Origin of the sequence: Psychrobacter sp. BI730 (genome assembly GCF_013414195.1) — a bacterium.
GTDB lineage: Bacteria > Pseudomonadota > Gammaproteobacteria > Pseudomonadales > Moraxellaceae > Psychrobacter.
This window is the reverse complement of record NZ_JAATTV010000012.1, coordinates 42515-62272: the sequence shown is the minus strand read 5'-3', so window position 1 is coordinate 62272 and position 19758 is coordinate 42515. Positions and strand designations below refer to the sequence as shown.

The 19758-nt window shown below is 43.6% G+C and carries 16 protein-coding genes; 7 read left to right on the top strand and 9 right to left on the bottom strand.

Features of this window, described 5'->3' with window-relative positions:
- The first annotated feature begins 175 nt into the window (after positions 1-175).
- The 6 genes from nudC to HCZ91_RS10015 all read left to right on the top strand — a co-directional run bounded on the left by nudC (position 176) and on the right by HCZ91_RS10015 (position 5712).
- Positions 176-1114, top strand: coding sequence for an NAD(+) diphosphatase (gene nudC / locus HCZ91_RS10040; RefSeq protein WP_179799274.1), 939 nt, complete (start codon positions 176-178; stop codon positions 1112-1114).
- A gap of 257 nt (positions 1115-1371) precedes the next feature.
- Positions 1372-2217, top strand: a complete 846-nt coding sequence (locus tag HCZ91_RS10035; RefSeq protein WP_179799273.1) for an RnfABCDGE type electron transport complex subunit B — start codon at positions 1372-1374, stop codon at positions 2215-2217.
- A 120-nt stretch (positions 2218-2337) separates the two neighbouring features.
- Positions 2338-3033 carry an endonuclease III gene (nth, locus tag HCZ91_RS10030; RefSeq protein ID WP_057760685.1) on the top strand — a complete coding sequence of 232 codons (696 nt, stop codon included), beginning with the start codon at positions 2338-2340 and terminating at the stop codon, positions 3031-3033.
- A 489-nt stretch (positions 3034-3522) separates the two neighbouring features.
- On the top strand, positions 3523-4689 hold the full coding sequence (metK, locus tag HCZ91_RS10025; RefSeq protein WP_057760687.1) for a methionine adenosyltransferase: 1167 nt from the start codon (positions 3523-3525) through the stop codon (positions 4687-4689).
- A gap of 76 nt (positions 4690-4765) precedes the next feature.
- Positions 4766-5122 carry a DUF3144 domain-containing protein gene (locus tag HCZ91_RS10020; RefSeq protein ID WP_102078350.1) on the top strand — a complete coding sequence of 119 codons (357 nt, stop codon included), beginning with the start codon at positions 4766-4768 and terminating at the stop codon, positions 5120-5122.
- A 233-nt stretch (positions 5123-5355) separates the two neighbouring features.
- Complete coding sequence (locus HCZ91_RS10015) at positions 5356-5712, top strand: hypothetical protein (protein WP_218870139.1); 357 nt, start codon at positions 5356-5358, stop codon at positions 5710-5712.
- A 158-nt stretch (positions 5713-5870) separates the two neighbouring features.
- Here the strand turns inward: HCZ91_RS10015 and HCZ91_RS10010 are convergent, their stop codons facing one another.
- The 8 genes from HCZ91_RS10010 to HCZ91_RS09975 form a co-directional block, all read right to left on the bottom strand.
- Positions 5871-7523, bottom strand: a complete 1653-nt coding sequence (locus tag HCZ91_RS10010; protein ID WP_057760694.1) for a BCCT family transporter — start codon at positions 7521-7523, stop codon at positions 5871-5873.
- A gap of 242 nt (positions 7524-7765) precedes the next feature.
- On the bottom strand, positions 7766-9409 hold the full coding sequence (locus HCZ91_RS10005; RefSeq protein ID WP_179799272.1) for a BCCT family transporter: 1644 nt from the start codon (positions 9407-9409) through the stop codon (positions 7766-7768).
- Between the two features lie 166 nt (positions 9410-9575).
- Positions 9576-10853 carry a PQQ-dependent sugar dehydrogenase gene (locus tag HCZ91_RS10000; protein WP_179799271.1) on the bottom strand — a complete coding sequence of 426 codons (1278 nt, stop codon included), beginning with the start codon at positions 10851-10853 and terminating at the stop codon, positions 9576-9578.
- Between the two features lie 207 nt (positions 10854-11060).
- A complete protein-coding gene (gene clpB / locus HCZ91_RS09995) occupies positions 11061-13658 on the bottom strand; it encodes an ATP-dependent chaperone ClpB (RefSeq protein WP_179799270.1) in 2598 nt (865 codons plus the stop codon).
- 309 nt (positions 13659-13967) lie between these two features.
- A complete protein-coding gene (locus tag HCZ91_RS09990; RefSeq protein ID WP_179799269.1) occupies positions 13968-14549 on the bottom strand; it encodes a L,D-transpeptidase family protein in 582 nt (193 codons plus the stop codon).
- A 111-nt stretch (positions 14550-14660) separates the two neighbouring features.
- On the bottom strand, positions 14661-15452 hold the full coding sequence (locus HCZ91_RS09985) for an SDR family NAD(P)-dependent oxidoreductase (RefSeq protein WP_179799268.1): 792 nt from the start codon (positions 15450-15452) through the stop codon (positions 14661-14663).
- Positions 15453-15524: 72 nt separating this feature from the next.
- A complete protein-coding gene (locus HCZ91_RS09980) occupies positions 15525-17240 on the bottom strand; it encodes an AMP-binding protein (protein ID WP_179799267.1) in 1716 nt (571 codons plus the stop codon).
- A gap of 304 nt (positions 17241-17544) precedes the next feature.
- Positions 17545-18675, bottom strand: a complete 1131-nt coding sequence (locus HCZ91_RS09975; RefSeq protein ID WP_179799266.1) for a DNA topoisomerase IB — start codon at positions 18673-18675, stop codon at positions 17545-17547.
- A 188-nt stretch (positions 18676-18863) separates the two neighbouring features.
- Between HCZ91_RS09975 and HCZ91_RS09970 the strand changes: the two genes are divergently transcribed.
- The gene (locus HCZ91_RS09970) at positions 18864-19316 is read left to right on the top strand and encodes a GNAT family N-acetyltransferase (RefSeq protein ID WP_179799265.1); all 453 of its coding nucleotides are present in this window, start codon (positions 18864-18866) and stop codon (positions 19314-19316) included.
- 119 nt (positions 19317-19435) lie between these two features.
- Here the strand turns inward: HCZ91_RS09970 and HCZ91_RS09965 are convergent, their stop codons facing one another.
- Positions 19436-19720: a pyrimidine/purine nucleoside phosphorylase gene (locus HCZ91_RS09965; protein WP_179799264.1), complete on the bottom strand. Its 285-nt coding sequence runs from the start codon at positions 19718-19720 to the stop codon at positions 19436-19438.
- Positions 19721-19758: the final 38 nt, after the last annotated feature.

Genomic DNA, 19758 nt, shown 5'->3' with positions numbered 1-19758 from the left:
CACGTGAAAGTGCTACAGTCATTAGGTTGAACTAGCCTGGTCATGAGGCTGAACCAGCCTGACAACATGTATAGATATCTGGGTATCTGGTTTACATAGAATTGATGATATTTTACTCTAAAACAGTCTGTGTCTACGTCGATGCGGACTTACTTTATAATGTTTGGAATTTTATATGGCCCATGCTTTTGTATTAAGTGATGACAGTATCTTATGCCGTCAAATGCCAGATGGTTGGTGGCCTTTGCAAGTTCAGCTATCGCCCGATAGTAATGACTTAAGCGAGCAAGCTTATCAGGTTGGTCACGTAACGCTGCACGAGAGCCTAGCACCAAATCATTGGTTATCAGACGACAGCACTGGCAACCATGCAGATGATACGGTTGATGCCAATATATCTCATAGCTTTACTGCCCAAGCGACGAGCGCCATGACTTATGACTATGCAGTTGCTCATAACGTGACGCTACCAATTATTGCTGAAAGTAGTGGTAACACTTTTGTTCCTTATCGAAAACTGATGACTCATTTGCCAGTCGCCTTGTCAGATCAGATTAGCCAAGCAATACAACTATTAAGCTGGCAAGCAGATACACAGTTTTGTAGTCGCTGTGCTAGTCCTACTGTACATGCTGACCAAGGCGAGCGTGCCATGGTTTGTCCAGTATGTCGATTGCGCCAATACCCTCGCGTACAACCGTGCGTCATCACTGCTATTACTCGGTCAAATCCAGTGACGGGTGAGATGCAAATCTTACTGGCTCACCATCATCGTCATGGACAGCAAAACCTACCGCCAATGTATGGTTTGATCGCAGGGTTTGTAGAAGTTGGAGAGAGTCTAGAGCATGCTGTATTACGTGAAGTCGCAGAAGAGGTCAATATCAGCGTAACAGATATCCGCTATGTGAGCAGTCAGCCATGGCCATTTCCCTCTAACTTGATGCTTGGTTTTCGTGCTTCGTATGCCAATGGCGATATTATCTTGCAAGAAGATGAGCTAGCACATGCTGACTTCTTTGATCTCTCAAACCTGCCCAGAATTCCGCCAAAGGGTAGTATCGCTCGCGATTTGATTGACCAAGTGGCTAAAGAACAAAATGTAGATTTATAATCAGTCCTTATCTATAAACACCACATTACGCTATAGTATTGTATTTTCAATCTCATCTCTTTAAAATCGCTGCTCCTGTGATAAGCGTTTTACTTTAAATCTTATTTTTTAATAAGTAACACGCTAACATGAGTAGTAAAATGCTGACAGAGCCAGTGCTCTTATAGATACTGTTTTACAAAGACCGCTTTCTCAACACTTTATCTCTATTTATACTAATGCCAATTCTTACGACTGGTATTAAGGTCCTTAATTAAATGCAAAGTAGCACCAATATACGCTTAGTCAATCTACCTATCTTATTCGATACATTACACATTGATACCTTGCCCGCTGATATACAGGCAAAAATTGCACGTGTGGATGCTTGTTTGCCTCAGACGCAATGCGGGCTATGTGAACATCCAGATGGTTGCCTGCCATATGCCGCTGCGATTGTATTAGATGGCGAGCCGTATAATAAATGTGTGCCCGGTGGTCAGCCAGTCACCAATGCGATTGCTCAGACTCTCGATATAGATACTCCTGACACTACGCTGACGGCAGTGCCTTCACAGTGGCCAATAGATGCCACCTCTGAACGTCCGACTGAGGTTCGTGCGGTTATCCGTGAAGATGACTGTATCGGCTGCACCAAATGCATTCCTGCTTGTCCAGTCGATGCTATCGTTGGTACTGGCAAGCATATGCATACGATTTTTACAGATTTGTGCACTGGCTGCGAGCTATGTATCGCGCCCTGCCCTGTTGATTGCATTGACTTAGTTACGGTTGAGCGAGAAATATCTGAGCCTGAGCGAATAGCAGAGCAAGAAGATTTGAGACAACGCTACCACACTCATTTAAAACGTGTCACAGAGCAGCTTGCTGATACTAGCAATAGTAGACCTGTCGTTAGTATGGTAGAGGCTAAGCTCAATAATGCAGCAAGTCAGTCTCTAAACATCAGTGAGTCACAAGCAAAAAACACTATTGCTGCTGCCAAGCTCCGTACCAAAATCAAAAAACTAGAAAAGCAACTGAGTGTTCGTGCAAATGATAAGAAACAAGCAGAACTCGATTCCTTACAAGCCGAGCTTGAGTCATTGCAAGTAGCGCTATAACGGTAATAGCTGATTACGCAACTAATGCGTTAATAAATTGATACTTTAATCATTAACATGAATGCTAGCGCTAGCATATAATTTGGCACAATCATTCATCAAAATAATAGTCAAAATGCCATGAGTAAAACGGTCAAACATAAAACAGCTGACACGCCGCCCTCTAGACGAATGCCCAATCGTGACGTGCGTCCATTCTTTGAAAAGCTGGCAGCGACTATTGATGAGCCTGTCACCGAACTCAATTATGACAGTAATTTTGAGTTACTTATCGCGGTAATTTTGTCCGCACAAGCGACTGATGTTAGTGTCAATATTGCCACCAAGCAATTGTACCCTGTGGCCAATACACCTGAGGCAATACTGGCATTAGGTGAAGACGGTCTCAAATCCTATATCAAAAACATTGGTTTATATAATGCCAAAGCAAAAAACGTCATTAAAACCTGCCGTGATTTAATTGAGAAGTTTGATAGCACCGTTCCTGATAATCGCAAAGACTTAGAGTCACTGGCAGGTGTCGGCCGCAAAACTGCAAATGTTGTGTTAAATACGGCTTTTGGCCAGCCGACCATGGCCGTTGACACGCATATCTTTCGGGTGGGCAATCGTACTGGGCTTGCCACTGGCAAAACCGTACTCATCGTCGAAAAAAAATTGGTCGAGCGCATCCCAGAAGACTTCATCGTAGACGCCCATCATTATCTTATCTTACACGGCCGCTATACCTGTCAGGCACGTACACCCAAATGCGGCGCTTGCCCTGTCTATGAAGAATGTATGTTTAAAGATAAAGCTGCATTTTTAGAGTTGTAACGTATTGTTCATTTCAAGCAGATGCTACTGCTAGCTAATCGCTCAGCTAGATAAACCGCTATCCAGTAACCACCTTTGATTGCAGTGAATTGCTTGTTGAGCATTTCTTATAGTAGAGCAAGTGTTGCTCACTAGAGTTTTATAACGTTTCAAGGTAGAATAACCCTATTTTGCGTTAAGATATTTTGGCCATTACCCTGCTTCTAATAAGGCAATCTGCACATTAGCGTTGTCTATTACGGCAGGTACTGACTCAACTCATTACCGCCAAGACCATATTAGAGCGAGGCAGTATCATTTTATATATTGATTGAATGATAGTCCGCTCACCCTTTGGTCATGTTTATTAGCAAAGATTTTAGTCAAAACCGATTTTAAATTGAGAAATACCGATTATCTGCCGCGTAAATGCGTGGTCAAAATTAATTAGAGCAGCACCCAGATGTACTGCTTTTCCTACACTTATTGATTCAATTAAGCGATCCCATTATGCGTGAATACAACTTATTTACCTCAGAATCTGTGAGCGAAGGCCATCCTGACAAAATGGCTGACCAAATATCAGACGCTATCCTTGACGCTATCTTACGTGAAGATCTGCACGCACGTGTGGCATGCGAAACCTTAGTAAAAACAGGCGCAGTCATACTTGCAGGTGAAATCACTACAACGGCAAATATCGATTTAGAGCGTCTGGTTCGTGACACCGTAAATGGCATTGGCTATCACCATTCAGATTTAGGCTTTGATGGCGAGACTTGTGCAGTCATTAACATGTTGGGCAAACAATCTCCTGAAATCGCGCAAGGCGTCGATCGTAGCGACCCTGAAGAGCAAGGCGCAGGTGACCAAGGCTTGATGTTTGGTTATGCAAGTAATGAGACCGAAGTCCTGATGCCAGCGCCTATCGAGTATGCTCATCGTTTGATGGAGCGTCAGTCGGAGCTGCGCCGCGCAGGCGAGCTGCCATGGTTGCGTCCAGATGCCAAAGCGCAGGTGACCTTGAAGTATGATGGTAATCGTCCTGTCGCCATCGATGCTGTTGTATTATCAACACAGCATGATCCAAGCATCTCGCAGTCGGATCTACAAGAAGCCGTGATGGAATCTATCATCAAGCAAGTGCTACCAGCTGACCTATTGCACGCTGGCACACGCTATCATATCAACCCAACTGGTAAGTTTGTGATTGGTGGTCCTGTCGGTGATGCTGGTTTGACTGGTCGTAAAATTATCGTTGATACTTACGGCGGCATGGCGCGTCATGGTGGCGGTGCGTTCAGTGGTAAAGATCCTTCAAAAGTAGATCGCAGTGCTGCTTACGCGGTACGTTATGTTGCCAAAAACATCGTAGCTGCAGGATTAGCTGAGCGCTGTGAAGTACAGGTCAGCTACGCGATTGGTGTCGCTGAGCCTACTTCTATCTCTGTTAATACCTTTGGTACTAGCAAGATCAGTAACGATGAGATTATCCGCTTGATTCGTACGCATTTTGACCTACGTCCTTACGGCATTACCCGTATGTTGAACTTACTACAACCAATGTATCAGCAGACTGCTACCTTTGGACACTTTGGTCGTCCAGGTTCAGAGACTGCCTTTACGTGGGAAAAAACAGACAAAGCTGATATCTTAAAAGCAGACGCTGGTTTATAAGAGTCACTACTTTAAAACGTTTACCAACCATTTTTATATACTAAAAACTACTGACACTTATTATTAGGAGTTGCTTATGTCTCAAGACAATATTCAAGACCAAAACGCTGATGCTAACATCGAAATCACCCCTGAAATGCAGGCATTCTATCAACGTGCTGACGCTATCATCGGTATCGCCAACAGCCAGCTAGGCCCTGAAGCACATTCAGGTCAAGTAGGTGCTTCTTTATTGTATGCTGCAGCACGCTATAGCGCGTCAGTTGCCTCTATCGGCTTCGTCAAAGGCGATGATTTCGCCAAAGAAAAAGACGATATCGTCGAGTTTTATGTCAAACAGTATCGCCAAATGCTGAGCGACAATTTGACTGATTATGCTCAAAACTTTGACAAGTACGTTCAGCTAAATCAAGACGACAAACCAGCTGAATAAGCGAATTTCGTCAGTTTAGATGTCTTTGATTTAGACATGCTGTCGTAATATCAGTATTTGATGGCAGAAAATAAACCCCCAAGCTTAATTTAGCTTGGGGGTTTTTGTATGGTGTTTAAGTGGATAGCTACTGACAAATGAGCTACCATAAACGACTAAATATTTATAATCAGTAGACAAATCCATCAGCGATAACAGGACGCTATCGAATATTATTAATAAGGACATTTCTTATGAAACAAACTATATCTACTCGTCGATTTTCCACAATTAATCAATCTTCGTTCAAACCATCATCACTTATATTGATATTAGTTCTAGCCTTAACGGGCTGTAGCTTTATGTCTGATATCAGCACATCTGGTCAAACACCTACCTCATCCAGTCCTGATATCAGTCAGCAATTTGAAGGTGCTCTGACTCAATGTCCGCCCGTTAACCCTGCCAACAATATCTGTACAGCACAATATGAACCCGTCTGTGTAAAGACGAAAGTTGGATCAGTTTTTAGCTACCGAACGGCTAGTAATGCCTGCTCAGCCTGTAATATCCCCGAAGCCGTTGGTTATACAAAAGGCAAATGCAATTAATCTATAAAACGATTATATCGAAAGCTACTGTACTGAAAGCTACTGTACTGAAAGCTGCTGTATTGAAAGATTTTTTATTAAAAATATTGAACATCCATAAAAATACCCAGCTTATGACAAGCTGGGTATTTTTGTAGCTAAGAAATAAACTCTAAAGCTTAAGCATCTTTCTCAAGTGCTGGTGGGCCTTTTAGCAACTCTTCATCACGGAACTCATTAGCTGAGTTATGCTCTGCTGACTCTTCTGTGGTGAACCATTGCTGATTACGATAGAGTATCAAACGATCTCGACTGAGACCGCGCAATAGAGAATACATCATCACGACGATCACAATAGCAAAAGGAAAGCCTGAGACAATCGATGCCGCTTGTAATGCACTCAAACCACCTGCTGCCAATAATACAGCGGCAATAACACCTTCGGAACCTGCCCAAAATAAGCGCTGGATTTTTGGCGGATTGGTATCACCACCTGATGTCAGCATATCGATGACAAAACTGGCTGAATCTGATGAGGTGACAAACCATAAGACAATCATCACCACGATGAGCAAGTTGACCGCACCCGTTAATGGATAAGATTCCATCAATTTAAAGATAGCGCTACCCGTATCGGCTTTGACCGCTTCGATCAGACCTGGACTAACTATGTTAGGGTCTGCTGCTGCCACCAACTCCATATTTACCGCAGAACCACCAAAAGCAGTAAACCACAAGAAAAGTATCGTGATAGGAATTAACAGCACACCTAATATAAACTCACGGATAGTACGGCCACGAGAGATACGCGCAACGAAGACCCCAACGAATGGTGACCAACTAATCCACCATGCCCAATAGAAAATCGTCCAAGAAGCTTGCCAATTTTCTTCGCCTCTATAAGACTCTGTCCATAGACCTAACGGCACGATTTGATGCAAATAGTTGCCGATATTTTCTACAAAGCTGTTAAAGATAAACTGCGTAGGCCCAAAGATAATCACAAAACTTAGCAATATCACAGTGAACAATATATTGGTATCACTTAGACGCTTGATGCCTTTATCCAATCCCATAAACAGAGATAGCCCTGCTAGCATGGTGATAAGGCCAATCAAAATAATCTGCACCGTAATATTATTGGGTATACCAAATAACGTCTCAAGGCCTGAGTTAATCTGCAAGACGCCAAGACCTAACGTGGTCACTACCCCAAACATCGTACCAAATACGGCGAGCGTATCTACCGTATGTCCCCAACCGCCGTAGATCTTTTTACCCAATATTGGATAAAGTGTCGAACGAATAGCCAGTGGTAAACCTACTCGATAATGAAAATAAGCAAGCGATAGCGCGACCATGCCATATAGCGCCCATACATGTAGACCATAATGTAGGAACGAGATATTCATCGCTTGCTTGGCAGCGGCGACTGTCTCCGCCTCGCCTAATGGTGGTGCCATGAAATGATACAGCGGCTCAGCGGTGCCCCAATAAAGCAGCCCAATACCGATACCAGCTGAAAACAGCATACCAATCCAAGAAACCATATTGTACTCTGGTCTCTCATTCTGATGACCGAGTCTGATATCGCCGTAGCGGCTAAATATCATATAAATACTCATGACCAATGTTAAATTGACCACGACAATAAAGAACCAGCCGAAGCGTAAAGAGACAAATGCTTTTGCTTGGTTAAATACTACTTCTGCTTGTTCGTTGAATAAAGCGCCAAAAATAATGAACGCTAGTATCAAGATTGCTGAAGTCAAAAATACAGGTTTGCTTACCCGCGGAAAAGGGCCTAATCGGCCAACTTTTACATGATCCATAGGTATATCCCCAAAAAAGTGCGTAACCATACCAAGGTATGAACGAATTATCAAATATAACACCTTGTAAATACTGCCGAATGTATAGAAATGGTAGTAACATTTCGGTAATAATTTTCAGCAATCCGAATCTGTCCTGAATAAATTTAAGTATCTTCACCCAATAAAGAAGCCCCAATTTAAAAATAAATTGGGGCTTCTTCTATCAAAAGCTTAAATAGCAGTCTTACTTTTACCTACTTTTAGTCACCTTTAACAATCTTGGGTGGGCCTTTGAGTAAATGCTCGTCAACAAACTCATCTGCAGAGTTATGATCTGCTGATTCATCTGTGATAAAGCTTTGCTGCGCTCGATATAGAATCAAACGGTCACGGCTAAGGCCCCGCAACAACGCATACATTATGACAAAAACCACTAAAGCAAATGGCAATCCTGCTACGATGGCAGCTGCCTGCAAAGCAGACAATCCACCAGCCGCTAACAATATGGCAGCGATAACGCCTTCTGTGGTTGCCCAAAATAAACGTTGAATCTTTGGCGGATTGGTATCGCCACCAGCGGTCAGCATATCAATCACAAAACTGGCCGAATCTGACGAAGTCACAAACCAAAGCATAATCATGACAACAATCATTAACGTAATCGGTTTGGCTAGTGGGTAGTACTCAACCAGCTTAAAGATTGCGCTACCCGTGTCTGCTTGTACTGCTTCAACCAACCCTGGGCTAATACCTGTCACAGCAGAGGCAAGCTCCATGTGAATCGCTACGCCACCAAAGGTCGTGAACCAAAAGAACAAGATAAGCATAGGGATTAATAGCACCCCAAACGTAAACTCACGGATGGTACGGCCACGAGAGATACGGGCAATAAAGATACCAACGAATGGTGCCCAACTTACCCACCATGCCCAATAAAATATCGTCCAAGCGCTTTGCCAATCTGTTCCACTATAAGACTCGCCCCACGTACCCAAAGGGACGAGTACGGTCAGATAGTTGCCGATATTTTCGATAAAGCTATCAAAGATAAAGAGCGTTGGCCCTAAAGCCACCATGAATACCAATAAAACGATTGTAAAACCGATATTGATATCACTAAGGCGCTTAATACCTTTATCCAGACCCATCATAACGGAAGCGGCTGCAAGCGCTGTGATGAAAGCTATCAAACCGAACTGTACAGTGAGACTATTCGGCATGCCAAATAGTTTCTCAAGTCCCGCATTGATCTGCATCACTCCAAGCCCGAGTGAGGTGACCACACCAAACATCGTACCGAACACAGCCAAGACATCGACCGTATGCCCCCAGCGACCATAGATTCTTTTGCCGAGTAAAGGATACAAGGTTGAGCGAATCGATAAAGGCAAACCGCGGCGAAAATGAAAATACGCTAACGACAGTGCCACAATCGTATAAATGCCCCAAGCGTGTAGACCCCAATGCATAAATGAGATATTCATCGCTTGCTTTGCGGCTTCAACCGTTTCGGCCTCGCCCATTGGTGGTGCCATAAAGTGATACAACGGCTCCGCTGTACCCCAATAGACGAGACCAATACCAATACCCGCAGAGAACAACATGCCAATCCAAGAAAACAGATTGTACTGCGGTCGCTCCGTTTGATTGCCTAAACGAATATCACCATAGCGACTCATTCCTAAGTAAATGCAAAGCCCGAGCGCTGTATTCACTAAGATAATAAATAACCAACCGAACTTATCGGTAATAAAATTCTGTAAAAAACTAAAAACTGCCCCTGCTGTTTCAGTGAAAAGCGCACCGAAAATAATAAATCCAACGATCAACAGTGACGATGTAATAAACACAGGTTTACTCACCCGTGGAAAAGGTCCTAATCTGCCTACTTTTACTTCTTCCATGTGCAAGTCTCAAAATTTAAGGAATATTACCTTAACAAAATAGGCTTTAACTATCAATCAATTACAAAATAAAACTTGATAAAACCTTTAACTTATTCTAATAAGATTGATAGTTTTTTTAAAATGTCTACATAAATACAGATGTAAAAGCAGCTTTATCATGATGTTACTTAGGCAATAATCTGAGTAATCGTCCACCATCACCATCTTCCAATGCCCAGACCTGCCCATCAACAGCCAGTACGCTGCGGACACGCTCACCCATGTCATAACGATAGCGTTCAGTAGCACTATCATCTTCATCGATACTTACGACAATAAGCGCTTTTGAAGATAAACCACTGATTAAAAAATCGCCTTGTAATGTTGGAAAGTCATTGTGGCTACCAGCCGTATATAAACTCAGTGATGACGGTGAAATAACGGGCGTCCATGTGATTTTGGGTGCTGCAAACTCTGGCTTTGTGTCATGGTCAGGAATGTCTAAACCTGAATAATTGCGGCCATTGGATACCACTGGCCAGCCATAATTGTTACCCTTCTCAATAGTATTAAATTCATCGCCACCTTTTGGTCCCATTTCGTGCGCCCACAGCTGTCCACTATCGTCAAATGCCATACCAAGCACATTGCGATGTCCGATGGTCCAAAACTGTTTGGCCAACTCATTATCAGTAAACGGATTGTCTGTCGGGGCGTTACCATCAGGACTCAACCGTATTATCTTACCCAAATTACCACTCATGTCTTGTGCTGGGTCTTTGTCTTGACGCTCGCCTGAGCTGATATATAGATAGCGGCCATCGGGCGAAAACAGCAGGCGATGACTATAATGTCCCTGCCCTGTGACTTTCGGAGACTGTTGCCAGATAGGCGTGATATCTTGCAACGTAGGTGTGGTTGTCTCTAATCCTGAAAGTGTCGCTTTGATAACTTTAGCACCAAATTTGTTGCTATCAGCTCCTGCCCCTGCTTCCACGTAGCTAAGATAGACGGTATTGGACGTCGCAAAATCTGGAGCCACGATGATGTCGCCTAAGCCGCCTTGACCACCGTAAGCGACTGTAGGCATGCCTTCGATTTTGGTCTTATTACCCGTCGCTGTATCTACGATAAATAGCTCACCTGTTTTTTGTGTCACCAGTAATTTTGGCGCTTTGCTATCTGCAATGGGTAACGCTGTCATAGCCCAAGGCTCATCAAAGGTAGCGATTGCTTTGGTCGTAAAGTCAGGCTTGCTAGTCTTTGTTTGTGTAGTGCTTTTTGTGGCGGTTTGAGTATCGTTATCTGAAGTAGAAATCTCTTTAGACTCTGTTGTGGTACTTTTATTATTACTAGTACTTACTGCTGAAGGATTGGAGCACGCAGCAGTGCTAAACAATAATGCTGCAATGATTAGTGGCGAAGTTAAAGGTATATTTATACGTTCAATATGGGCTGTCATCGTTCTGTTTCTCCATTCAGTTGATACTTATACTATTAGTCTTTGATTTAGTTATAGCATAGTCCTGAGACTTAAGAGATATTGAAATGGTAAAAGAACAGTAACGTAAAACGCTCTTTATAAATAAAAACCCCTTACCTACGATTGTAGATAAGGGGTTTGTTTTAAGCGTAAAGTTGGGTTATAAAGACGTCAAAGCCAATACGATCAGCTCATTCTAAGCTTATCAAAAGTTAGCTTGTCATCGGCACCCACATCGACTTTGATAATATCACCAGCGACAAAATCACCTGCTAATAGTTTCAATGATAATGGGTTTTCGATCTCTTGTTGAATGGCACGCTTCAAAGGACGAGCGCCATAAACAGGGTCATAACCCACGGCAACCAATTTATTCATCGCATCTGCTGACAGCTCAATATCCATCTCACGTTCTTGGATACGCTGACGTAATCGATCCAATTGAATATCCGCAATACCTGCCATCTGCGACATACCAAGCGGATGGAAGACTACGATTTCATCAATACGGTTGACGAACTCTGGACGGAAATGCTGCCCAACAGAATCCATTACTTCCGCTTTGATATCCTCGTAGCTCTCGCCAACCATCTCTTGAATCTTGTGCGAACCCAAGTTGCTGGTCATGATAATCACGGTGTTTTTGAAATCTACCACCCGACCTTGCGAATCGGTTAAGCGACCATCGTCCAATACTTGCAACAAGATGTTGAACACATCAGGATGCGCCTTTTCTACTTCATCGAACAATATGACGCTATATGGCTTACGGCGTACCGCTTCAGTCAACGTACCGCCTTCTTCATAACCGACATAGCCTGGAGGCGCGCCCACTAAGCGGCTGACACTGTGCTTTTCCATATACTCACTCATGTCGATACGTACAATTGCATCTTCAGAGTCAAACAAAAAGTTTGCTAGTGATTTGGTCAGCTCGGTTTTACCCACACCAGTAGGTCCTAAGAATAAGAAAGAACCAGAAGGACGGTTGGGATCAGATAAGCCTGCACGGCTACGACGTACCGCATTGGCCACCGATTCGACCGCTTCGTTTTGACCAATGACGCGCTCATGGAGCTTTTCTTCCATTGCGATCATCTTGTCACGCTCGCCTTGCATCATTTTGCTGACTGGAATACCAGTCGCGGCCGCAACCACTTCGGCGATTTCGTTGTCTGTCACCTTGTTACGTAGCAATTTCACACCGCTACCTTCACCTGTCTGCTCTTTTTGCTCAGCCAAGTCAGACTCATGAATACGTCGTTCTAACTGCGGAATGGTTTCGTATTGCAGCTTACTCATGATCTCATAATCGCCTTCGCGGCTAGCCTTGTCATACGCAATACGGGCTTTATCTAGCTCGTCTTTTAGCTGTTGACTGCCTTTGACCAGTGCTTTCTCTGCCTGCCAAACCTCGTTAAGATCAGCATACTCTTTTTCCAATTCCGCTATTTGCGCATCGAGCACTTTACGCTCGGCTTGCGCGCCAGCATCTTCTTCATTTTTGAGCACTTCACGCTGCATTTTTAATTGAATCAAACGGCTATCAAGCTTACCTAATGATTCAGGTTTACTGTCCATCTCCATGCGCAGACGACTGGCCGCTTCATCAATTAAATCAATCGCCTTATCTGGCAGCTTACGATCAGTGATGTAGCGATGACTCATGCGCGCAGCAGCGATAATGGCACTGTCTTGAATATCGACGCCGTGATGCAGCTCGTAACGCTCTTTTAGACCCCGTAATATCGCAATGGTATCTTCGACCGTTGGCTCATCGACCAGTACTTTTTGGAAACGACGTTCAAGCGCTGCATCTTTTTCGATGTATTTACGGTACTCATCCAGCGTCGTCGCTCCGACACAATGCAGTTCACCGCGTGCCAATGCAGGTTTTAGCATATTACCCGCATCCATCGCGCCTTCAGATTTACCCGCACCAACCATCGTGTGCAGCTCATCGATGAATAGGATGACATTGCCTTCTTGCTTAGCCAAGTCGCTCAATACGCTTTTGAGACGCTCTTCAAACTCACCGCGGAATTTTGCCCCAGCGATTAGCGCACCTAAATCTAACGACAGCACTTCTTTACGGCGTAGACCTTCTGGTACGTCACCATTGATAATTTTTTGTGCCAAGCCTTCGACGATAGCTGTTTTACCAACGCCCGGCTCACCGATGAGCACAGGGTTATTTTTGGTACGGCGTGACAGCACCTGAATAGTACGGCGAATCTCTTCGTCACGGCCAATGACTGGATCTAGCTTGCCAAGCTCTGCTTGTTCAGTTAGATTAATCGTGTATTTATTAAGTGCATCACGCTGATCTTCGGCGTTTTGGTTATTCACCGTATCATCACCGCGCAATTGCTCAATCACAGCTTTTAGCTTGCTTGCCGTTACGCCTGCACTTTCAAAGATTTTTTTGGTTTCGCCCTGTTCAGCAAGTGCCAACATCACCCATTCTGTTGCGATAAAATCATCGCCTTCTTTTTGTGCCTGACGATCTGCCAAGTTCAAGATTTTGACCGAGTTTGGGTTTAGATTGACGTCACCTGTCGGCTCCGAAATGGTCGCTTGGTTATCTAGAGCTTTAGCAACGCCATTTTTTAGCGCTGGAATAGAAGCACCTGCTTGTTGGCAGATAGATAAATTGGACTCATCTTGTAGCAACACAGCAAGCAAATGCACAGGATCGATACCTGTATGATCGCGACCTAATGCTAGGCTTTGTGCTTCTTGAATGGCGGACTGCAGTTTTTGAGTAAACTTCTCAAATCTCATGTCTATATCCTTTTATAATTGGTATTCTCAATAGCACCTCTAAGGATTATCTTAGTCTAGTGCCTACTGTTATCTGTCACTTATATAAGGTATATATACATCTATTTCAAGACAATTACTAAATAAAACCTTACTTAAAGCAATGATATTTATTATTAATAATATTTAAAGGGGCTATTAATATCAGTTAAAGGTAGTTAGTAGATCAGTTGTGCCATTTTATTAGTGCAAATGAAAGATAAACCTCCATTAAATACGTTAATGAATAATGCACTTACTTAGTATAAATTAGATAATAATCCGACTGTTCTACTCCACGATTTCGATAGGAGTACCAAGTATCACCGCATCCATAATTCCATCCATCTCATCATTGGTAACCGCGATACAACCATCTGTCCAATTACGTCGTTGATTCAACCAGCCCAAATGTCCAAAGCCATTCATTTGCCCATGAATCATGATATCGCCACCTGGATTGACCCCTAATGATTTTGCTCGCGCCTTGTCCTCATCATTGGGATAGCTAATATGAATAGAGCGATGCGCAATAGAGTTTTCATTTTTATAATCTAAGGTATAAATCCCAACGGGCGTACGCTGGTCGCCCTCTTGTTGCTTGTGACCTGATGGACTTTCCCCTAGCGCAATACGATACGACCTAATAACTTTACCATCGCTCATCAGTTTTAAGATTCGATCTGATTTGTCGACGAAGACTCGGTCAATCACTATAGAAGGAGGAATGGGATTTTTATTTTTTGAGGTGCTTTTGGCATAAGCAATAGCGCTGGTGCTGACAATGGCAGCAAGACTAAGGCCAATGATAATGGGCAGCCAAGGCGTACGCTGCTCATTTGACGAGTAATATTTTCTATAAAAAAATGGCATAGACTTTGGTTCCTATAATTAATTTCTTGTCATTAATCATATGTATCAAAGCACTATGCCAGATTCTATAGATACGTTTTGTGCAAAAGTGATGAATCACTCACTAGACTGCTACACCATGCGAATCGCACCATCTAAGCGAATAACTTCACCATTTAGATAAGCATTATCGATGATATGAGTGACCAATTTGGCAAATTCATTGGGAGCGCCTAGACGTTTAGGATATGGCACACCTGCCTCTAGCTGCTCGCGTGCCTTTTCAGGAATACTGTCCATCATCGGCGTAGCAAAGACACCTGGTGCGATGGTCATCACGCGGATGCCATGACGTGCCAGCTCGCGAGCAAGTGGCAAGGTCAGACCGACCACGCCTGCTTTGGACGAAGAATAGCTGGCTTGACCTATTTGACCGTCAAAAGCTGCGATGGACGCTGTATTAATGATAATGCCTTGATCTACATTCTTTTCTACATGGTCACCTGCAGTGCCATCACTCGCTATGCGCTTGGCAATGCTAGCAGCGACCAAACGAGCAACGTTAAATGAGCCGACCAAATTGATATTGACTCCGCGGTTAAATGCCTCAAGGTCTGCCGGATTGTTATTACGATCTAGCAGCTTTTGTACCACTACGATACCCGCACAATTGATTGAACCTTGTAGACCGCCGAAAGCTGACTCTGCCATTTCAACCGCTGATTGCACTTCATCGCCGTTAGTGATATCACAGCGTACAAAGCGCGCACTATCACCTAACTCGGCGACCAGAGCTTGTCCAGCCGTTTCATTTAAATCAGCGATAACGACGTTGCCGCCTTGACCGACAATCGCCCGAGCCACTGATTCGCCCAAACCTGATGCACCGCCTGTGACTAAAAAGCTGTTTTCTTTAACTTGCATGATTATTCCTTTAAATTTTTGCTTCTTATTAGATATTTTTCTATTATATTTATAGACACTTTACCAATTCACTTATGCAGCAGACAGACTACGCAACAAAAAGCGTTGAATCTTTCCACTCGGCGTTTTCGGCAGTTCTGTCACAAACTCGACCTCACGCGGATACGCATGAGTGGATAGGCGTTTGCGTACCAGCTCTTGGATTTCTTTGGCGATTTGCTCACTGCCTTCGATACCATCTTTTAGTACCACATAAGACTTAATAGTGTGACCGCGCACTTCGTCTGGCACGCCTACTGCCGCAGACTCTGCCACTGCTTCATGCTCTAAGACAGTATTTTCGACATCAGTAGGCCCTACGCGGTAACCTGCGGTAATAATAATGTCATCATCACGGCCTGAGAACCAGTAGCTGCCGTCACTATGACGCTCAACCACATCACCTGTCAGATAGTAGTCATCAACGAAAGCTTGTTTTTCGTTCCAGCTATAACCATGGAAATAAAATGCAGGTGACTGACTAACGACGACTGCTAGCTGCCCTTGTTCACCATCTGGTAGTACATTCATATCATCATCTAGTACCACCAGCGTGTGACCTGGTAGCGCCATTCCCATCGAGCCAACTGGTGATTCGTGTTTTAGCGCATGATGCGCACAGCACGTCATGCCCGTTTCTGTCTGACCGTAATGATCTTTTACCTGACAGCCCAGATAGGTCTCAACCCAGTTAACGACCTCGGTATTCAGCGTCTCCCCTGCCGAGTTGGCACAGCGTAAAGACAGCTTAGCATTAGTATCGTTATGATCGCCTTCATTAACACTATCAAACACACCACTAGATTTCATCATTCGAAATGCAGTTGGTGAAGAGGCCAAATTGGTAATTTTGTGACGCACCATAAACTCACGGGTATTAGTCGCGTCAAATCCTGCTTCATTAAAATAAGTGGTGATGCCCAGTAGCAAAGGCCCTGTGATGGCATAGTATAAGCCATACGCCCAGCCTGGATCTGCCATGTTCCAATATTGATCATCTTCGCGTAGGTCGATGGCATAACGCATATATAGGTAAAAAGCAGGTAATGCCGCTAATGGAATGCTGACCCCTTTTGATTTACCAACCGTACCAGAGGTAAACATTTGCAAGAATGGCGCGTCCGTATCAAGCATCATAGGTTCAAACGTTTGCAGCTGTGCTGCCATAGACTGGCTATAGTGATCATCACCCCATGTCTGGGCATCCTCCACACTGCCGACCAATACCATTTTGGTTTGCTCAGCCAAATCTTCAAACTTGCTGCGATTTTCTAAGTTAGTAAAAACGACTTTGGTATCGGCTTTGTCCATCCGATACTTGATGGAGTCATAACCAAAAGCAGTAAATAGCGGCTGATATACGGCTCCGATACGCCATGTCGCCAATACAACGGTTAGCAGCTCTGGCGTGCGCGGTAGCATCGTCGCTACTTTGTCTCCCGCTTTTACCCCATACGACTGTAGCAAGTTAGCGATTTGAGCACTCGCTTTGTCAAGCTCACCAAAGCTCATGCGTGTTATGTTGCCTGCCGTGTCTTCCTGTACTAACGCAGCATTGTCAGCGCGACCATCGCGTACATGGCGACCACAGCAAGCCATATAAGCATTTAGTCGATCGTTCACCTGCTCGCCAAAGATTTCTGACAGCAATGTATCCATATCAAAATTATTATAGTAATCGGTATAGTTTTTTGGTGTGACGGTAGTGTCTGTATCAATATTCGTCGGGGTTTGAGAGGTGGTGTTCATAAGCTAATCCTTTAGCAATAGCAGGTAACTGGTAAAATGGTATGTATGATTGTAAAACGGTCACATCCTATAGACCGTTTCATAGGTTCGTACTTATCATGCTCTATTAGTAACGCATTTCTACGTTTATTTCAATACATAACGTATCATTTTTATTTTATAGAAATAAAGATAATCTATAACTAATTATCATTAATTCGCTATAAGTCCACGAAGACACCTACAATAGCCAAAGTACTGCTACATATTTTCAATTTCCTATTAGAGAATTAACACCTCAATATTACTATCTAAAATCTCACACTTAAACATCAGCTCTTAAAAACCCTAACAACGCTTTTTCTTCACAACTTTGGTATTTTTTGGTTCGACCACGGCGCGCTTGTTTGTAAGTTTCAAAAAACTGTCCTGCCAAAAAACGCTCAATGACAATGGGATGAATATAAGAGGCACGGCAGACGGTTGGTGTGTTGCCCAGCTCTGCTGCCACACTTTTTACCATATCAGTGACTAATTGCTGACGCTCAGCGCTTTCTGGTGCACTGGTTAATATGTTAGCGCCTGCAGACGTTTGTAGCTCGTCATAAAGGTAGCTTGCCGCGAGTACACTTGCCATCCATGTGCGAAAATCTTTTGCACTGTATAGCTTACTTTCACAGTCCATCCCGCACGTATGCATCCGCAAGTAATCATTGATATCGCTACTGTCGACGACTTGCTTATGTCCGTTGTCATCTAGATATTTGAATATCTGATAACCTGGTAGTTCAGAGCAGGCCTGCACGATATCAATCAATCGCTCATCTTGTAGCTCAATATGATGCTCTTTTGCACTTTTTCCGACGAAATCAAACGCCAGTCCATTGTCGGTTTCACTGACATGCTTACTGCGTAGCGTACTCAGACCATAGCTTTTATTTTGTTTGGCGTAGCGGCTGTTACCGATACGAATCAAAGTGGTCTCTAGCAATTTAACAACGGCAGCGAGTACATTGGTGCGTGACAATGACTCTGCTTCTAAATCTGTCTCCACCTGTGCGCGTAAATTGGGCAGCGCCTCTGCAAACCCTATCATCGCATCAAACTTTGCTTGATCACGGATATTGTTCCATGAGGGATGATAAAGATACTGTTTGCGCGATTTTTCGTCTCGCCCTGTTGATTGCAGATGGCCTCTTTCATCTTGGCATATCCATACCTCTGACCACATGGGCGGTATCACCAATGCATCAAAACGCTGACGCAATGCTTTGTCTTTGACCGTGTTGCCCGTTGCATCACGATAAGTAAAGCCGCGACCCCAACGTCTACGCTCGTAGCCTGGTTCGTCGTCACTCACATAACGCAAATTGGCACGGCGTGCGAGATGCTCGTAATCATGACGCACGTCTTTGGTCATTGTTTGCTGGCTTGCCTTTACTGTTGCCTTTGTCATAACACTATATACCTTCGAGAATTCATGGTCTTAGCATAATTAATGAGTGTTTTTTTTGCTGTTTATTTGGCACAGACAAAGTGTAATCCTGTGTAAAATAAAGCAGTGATAGAAATAGCGATACGGGTTCCAAGTGCTGTACTTTTGAGGCATAATTCAGCACTACTCACGACTTAAGTTTATAAAAAATGAACCATTCACCTGTGAAAATAAAGGCACTCGCCCTCGCCGATCATGATCTTTGGGCGCACTTATGGCAAAACTATCTGACATTTTATAAGACCAGTTTGCCATCAAGCACGACAGAGACGACGTGGTGCAGTCTGCTTGATGATGACATCCCTGTTTATGGATTTGGGGCGTGGAAAGATGGTGTTTTAGTAGGTATCACCCATGTAGTAATGCATCCAACAACTTGGAGCAGTACTGCATGTTGTTATCTACAAGATCTCTATGTCGATGAGTTGGTACGGGGACAGAATATTGGAAGACTATTAATTGAAGTCATATATCGTTTTGCTGATGAGAAAGGCTGTAATCACGTTTATTGGAAAACTCAAGAAAGCAATACAACGGCACGCAGCCTGTATGACACCATTGCCACTCAAACTGACATGGTGCAGTATCGTAAGAACTTATAAATCACGCTCGATTGTTTTATCTTTCGAAGTTAGCTAGAGAATAAAATGCCCACAAAAAAAACGCCAAGCATAAAATACTTGGCGTTAGTTGTTTTAATAATGCTACAACTTAGAGGTCGTTATTTACCATATACACATAAGTAAGCCGTTTCTACCTCTACTTTCACTTGGAATTTTTTATTGGCTTCAACGGTAAACTGCTCGCCAGCATTAAAAATTTTCCATTCATCACTCTCTGGTAGCTTGACGGTCAATGCACCGCTCACCACACTCATGGTTTCAAACTCGCTGGTGCCGAACTCATACTCACCAATTTCCATGACGCCGACAGTCGCAGGCTTGGTAGCCGTTTGAAAAGCAATAGAAGTCACTTTATCTTCAAAATAATTATTTACGCTTGGCATAATTTTCCTTAATTAAATGTTAGTTGCTATTTTAATTA

Coding starts and splice junctions, on each gene's coding strand:
- nudC (WP_179799274.1), top strand. CDS start 176: ATGGCCCATGCTTTTGTATTAAGTGATGACAGTATCTTATGCCGTCAA.
- HCZ91_RS10035 (WP_179799273.1), top strand. CDS start 1,372: ATGCAAAGTAGCACCAATATACGCTTAGTCAATCTACCTATCTTATTC.
- nth (WP_057760685.1), top strand. CDS start 2,338: ATGAGTAAAACGGTCAAACATAAAACAGCTGACACGCCGCCCTCTAGA.
- metK (WP_057760687.1), top strand. CDS start 3,523: ATGCGTGAATACAACTTATTTACCTCAGAATCTGTGAGCGAAGGCCAT.
- HCZ91_RS10020 (WP_102078350.1), top strand. CDS start 4,766: ATGTCTCAAGACAATATTCAAGACCAAAACGCTGATGCTAACATCGAA.
- HCZ91_RS10015 (WP_218870139.1), top strand. CDS start 5,356: ATGAAACAAACTATATCTACTCGTCGATTTTCCACAATTAATCAATCT.
- HCZ91_RS10010 (WP_057760694.1), bottom strand. CDS start 7,523: ATGGATCATGTAAAAGTTGGCCGATTAGGCCCTTTTCCGCGGGTAAGC.
- HCZ91_RS10005 (WP_179799272.1), bottom strand. CDS start 9,409: ATGGAAGAAGTAAAAGTAGGCAGATTAGGACCTTTTCCACGGGTGAGT.
- HCZ91_RS10000 (WP_179799271.1), bottom strand. CDS start 10,853: ATGACAGCCCATATTGAACGTATAAATATACCTTTAACTTCGCCACTA.
- clpB (WP_179799270.1), bottom strand. CDS start 13,658: ATGAGATTTGAGAAGTTTACTCAAAAACTGCAGTCCGCCATTCAAGAA.
- HCZ91_RS09990 (WP_179799269.1), bottom strand. CDS start 14,549: ATGCCATTTTTTTATAGAAAATATTACTCGTCAAATGAGCAGCGTACG.
- HCZ91_RS09985 (WP_179799268.1), bottom strand. CDS start 15,452: ATGCAAGTTAAAGAAAACAGCTTTTTAGTCACAGGCGGTGCATCAGGT.
- HCZ91_RS09980 (WP_179799267.1), bottom strand. CDS start 17,240: ATGAACACCACCTCTCAAACCCCGACGAATATTGATACAGACACTACC.
- HCZ91_RS09975 (WP_179799266.1), bottom strand. CDS start 18,675: ATGACAAAGGCAACAGTAAAGGCAAGCCAGCAAACAATGACCAAAGAC.
- HCZ91_RS09970 (WP_179799265.1), top strand. CDS start 18,864: ATGAACCATTCACCTGTGAAAATAAAGGCACTCGCCCTCGCCGATCAT.
- HCZ91_RS09965 (WP_179799264.1), bottom strand. CDS start 19,720: ATGCCAAGCGTAAATAATTATTTTGAAGATAAAGTGACTTCTATTGCT.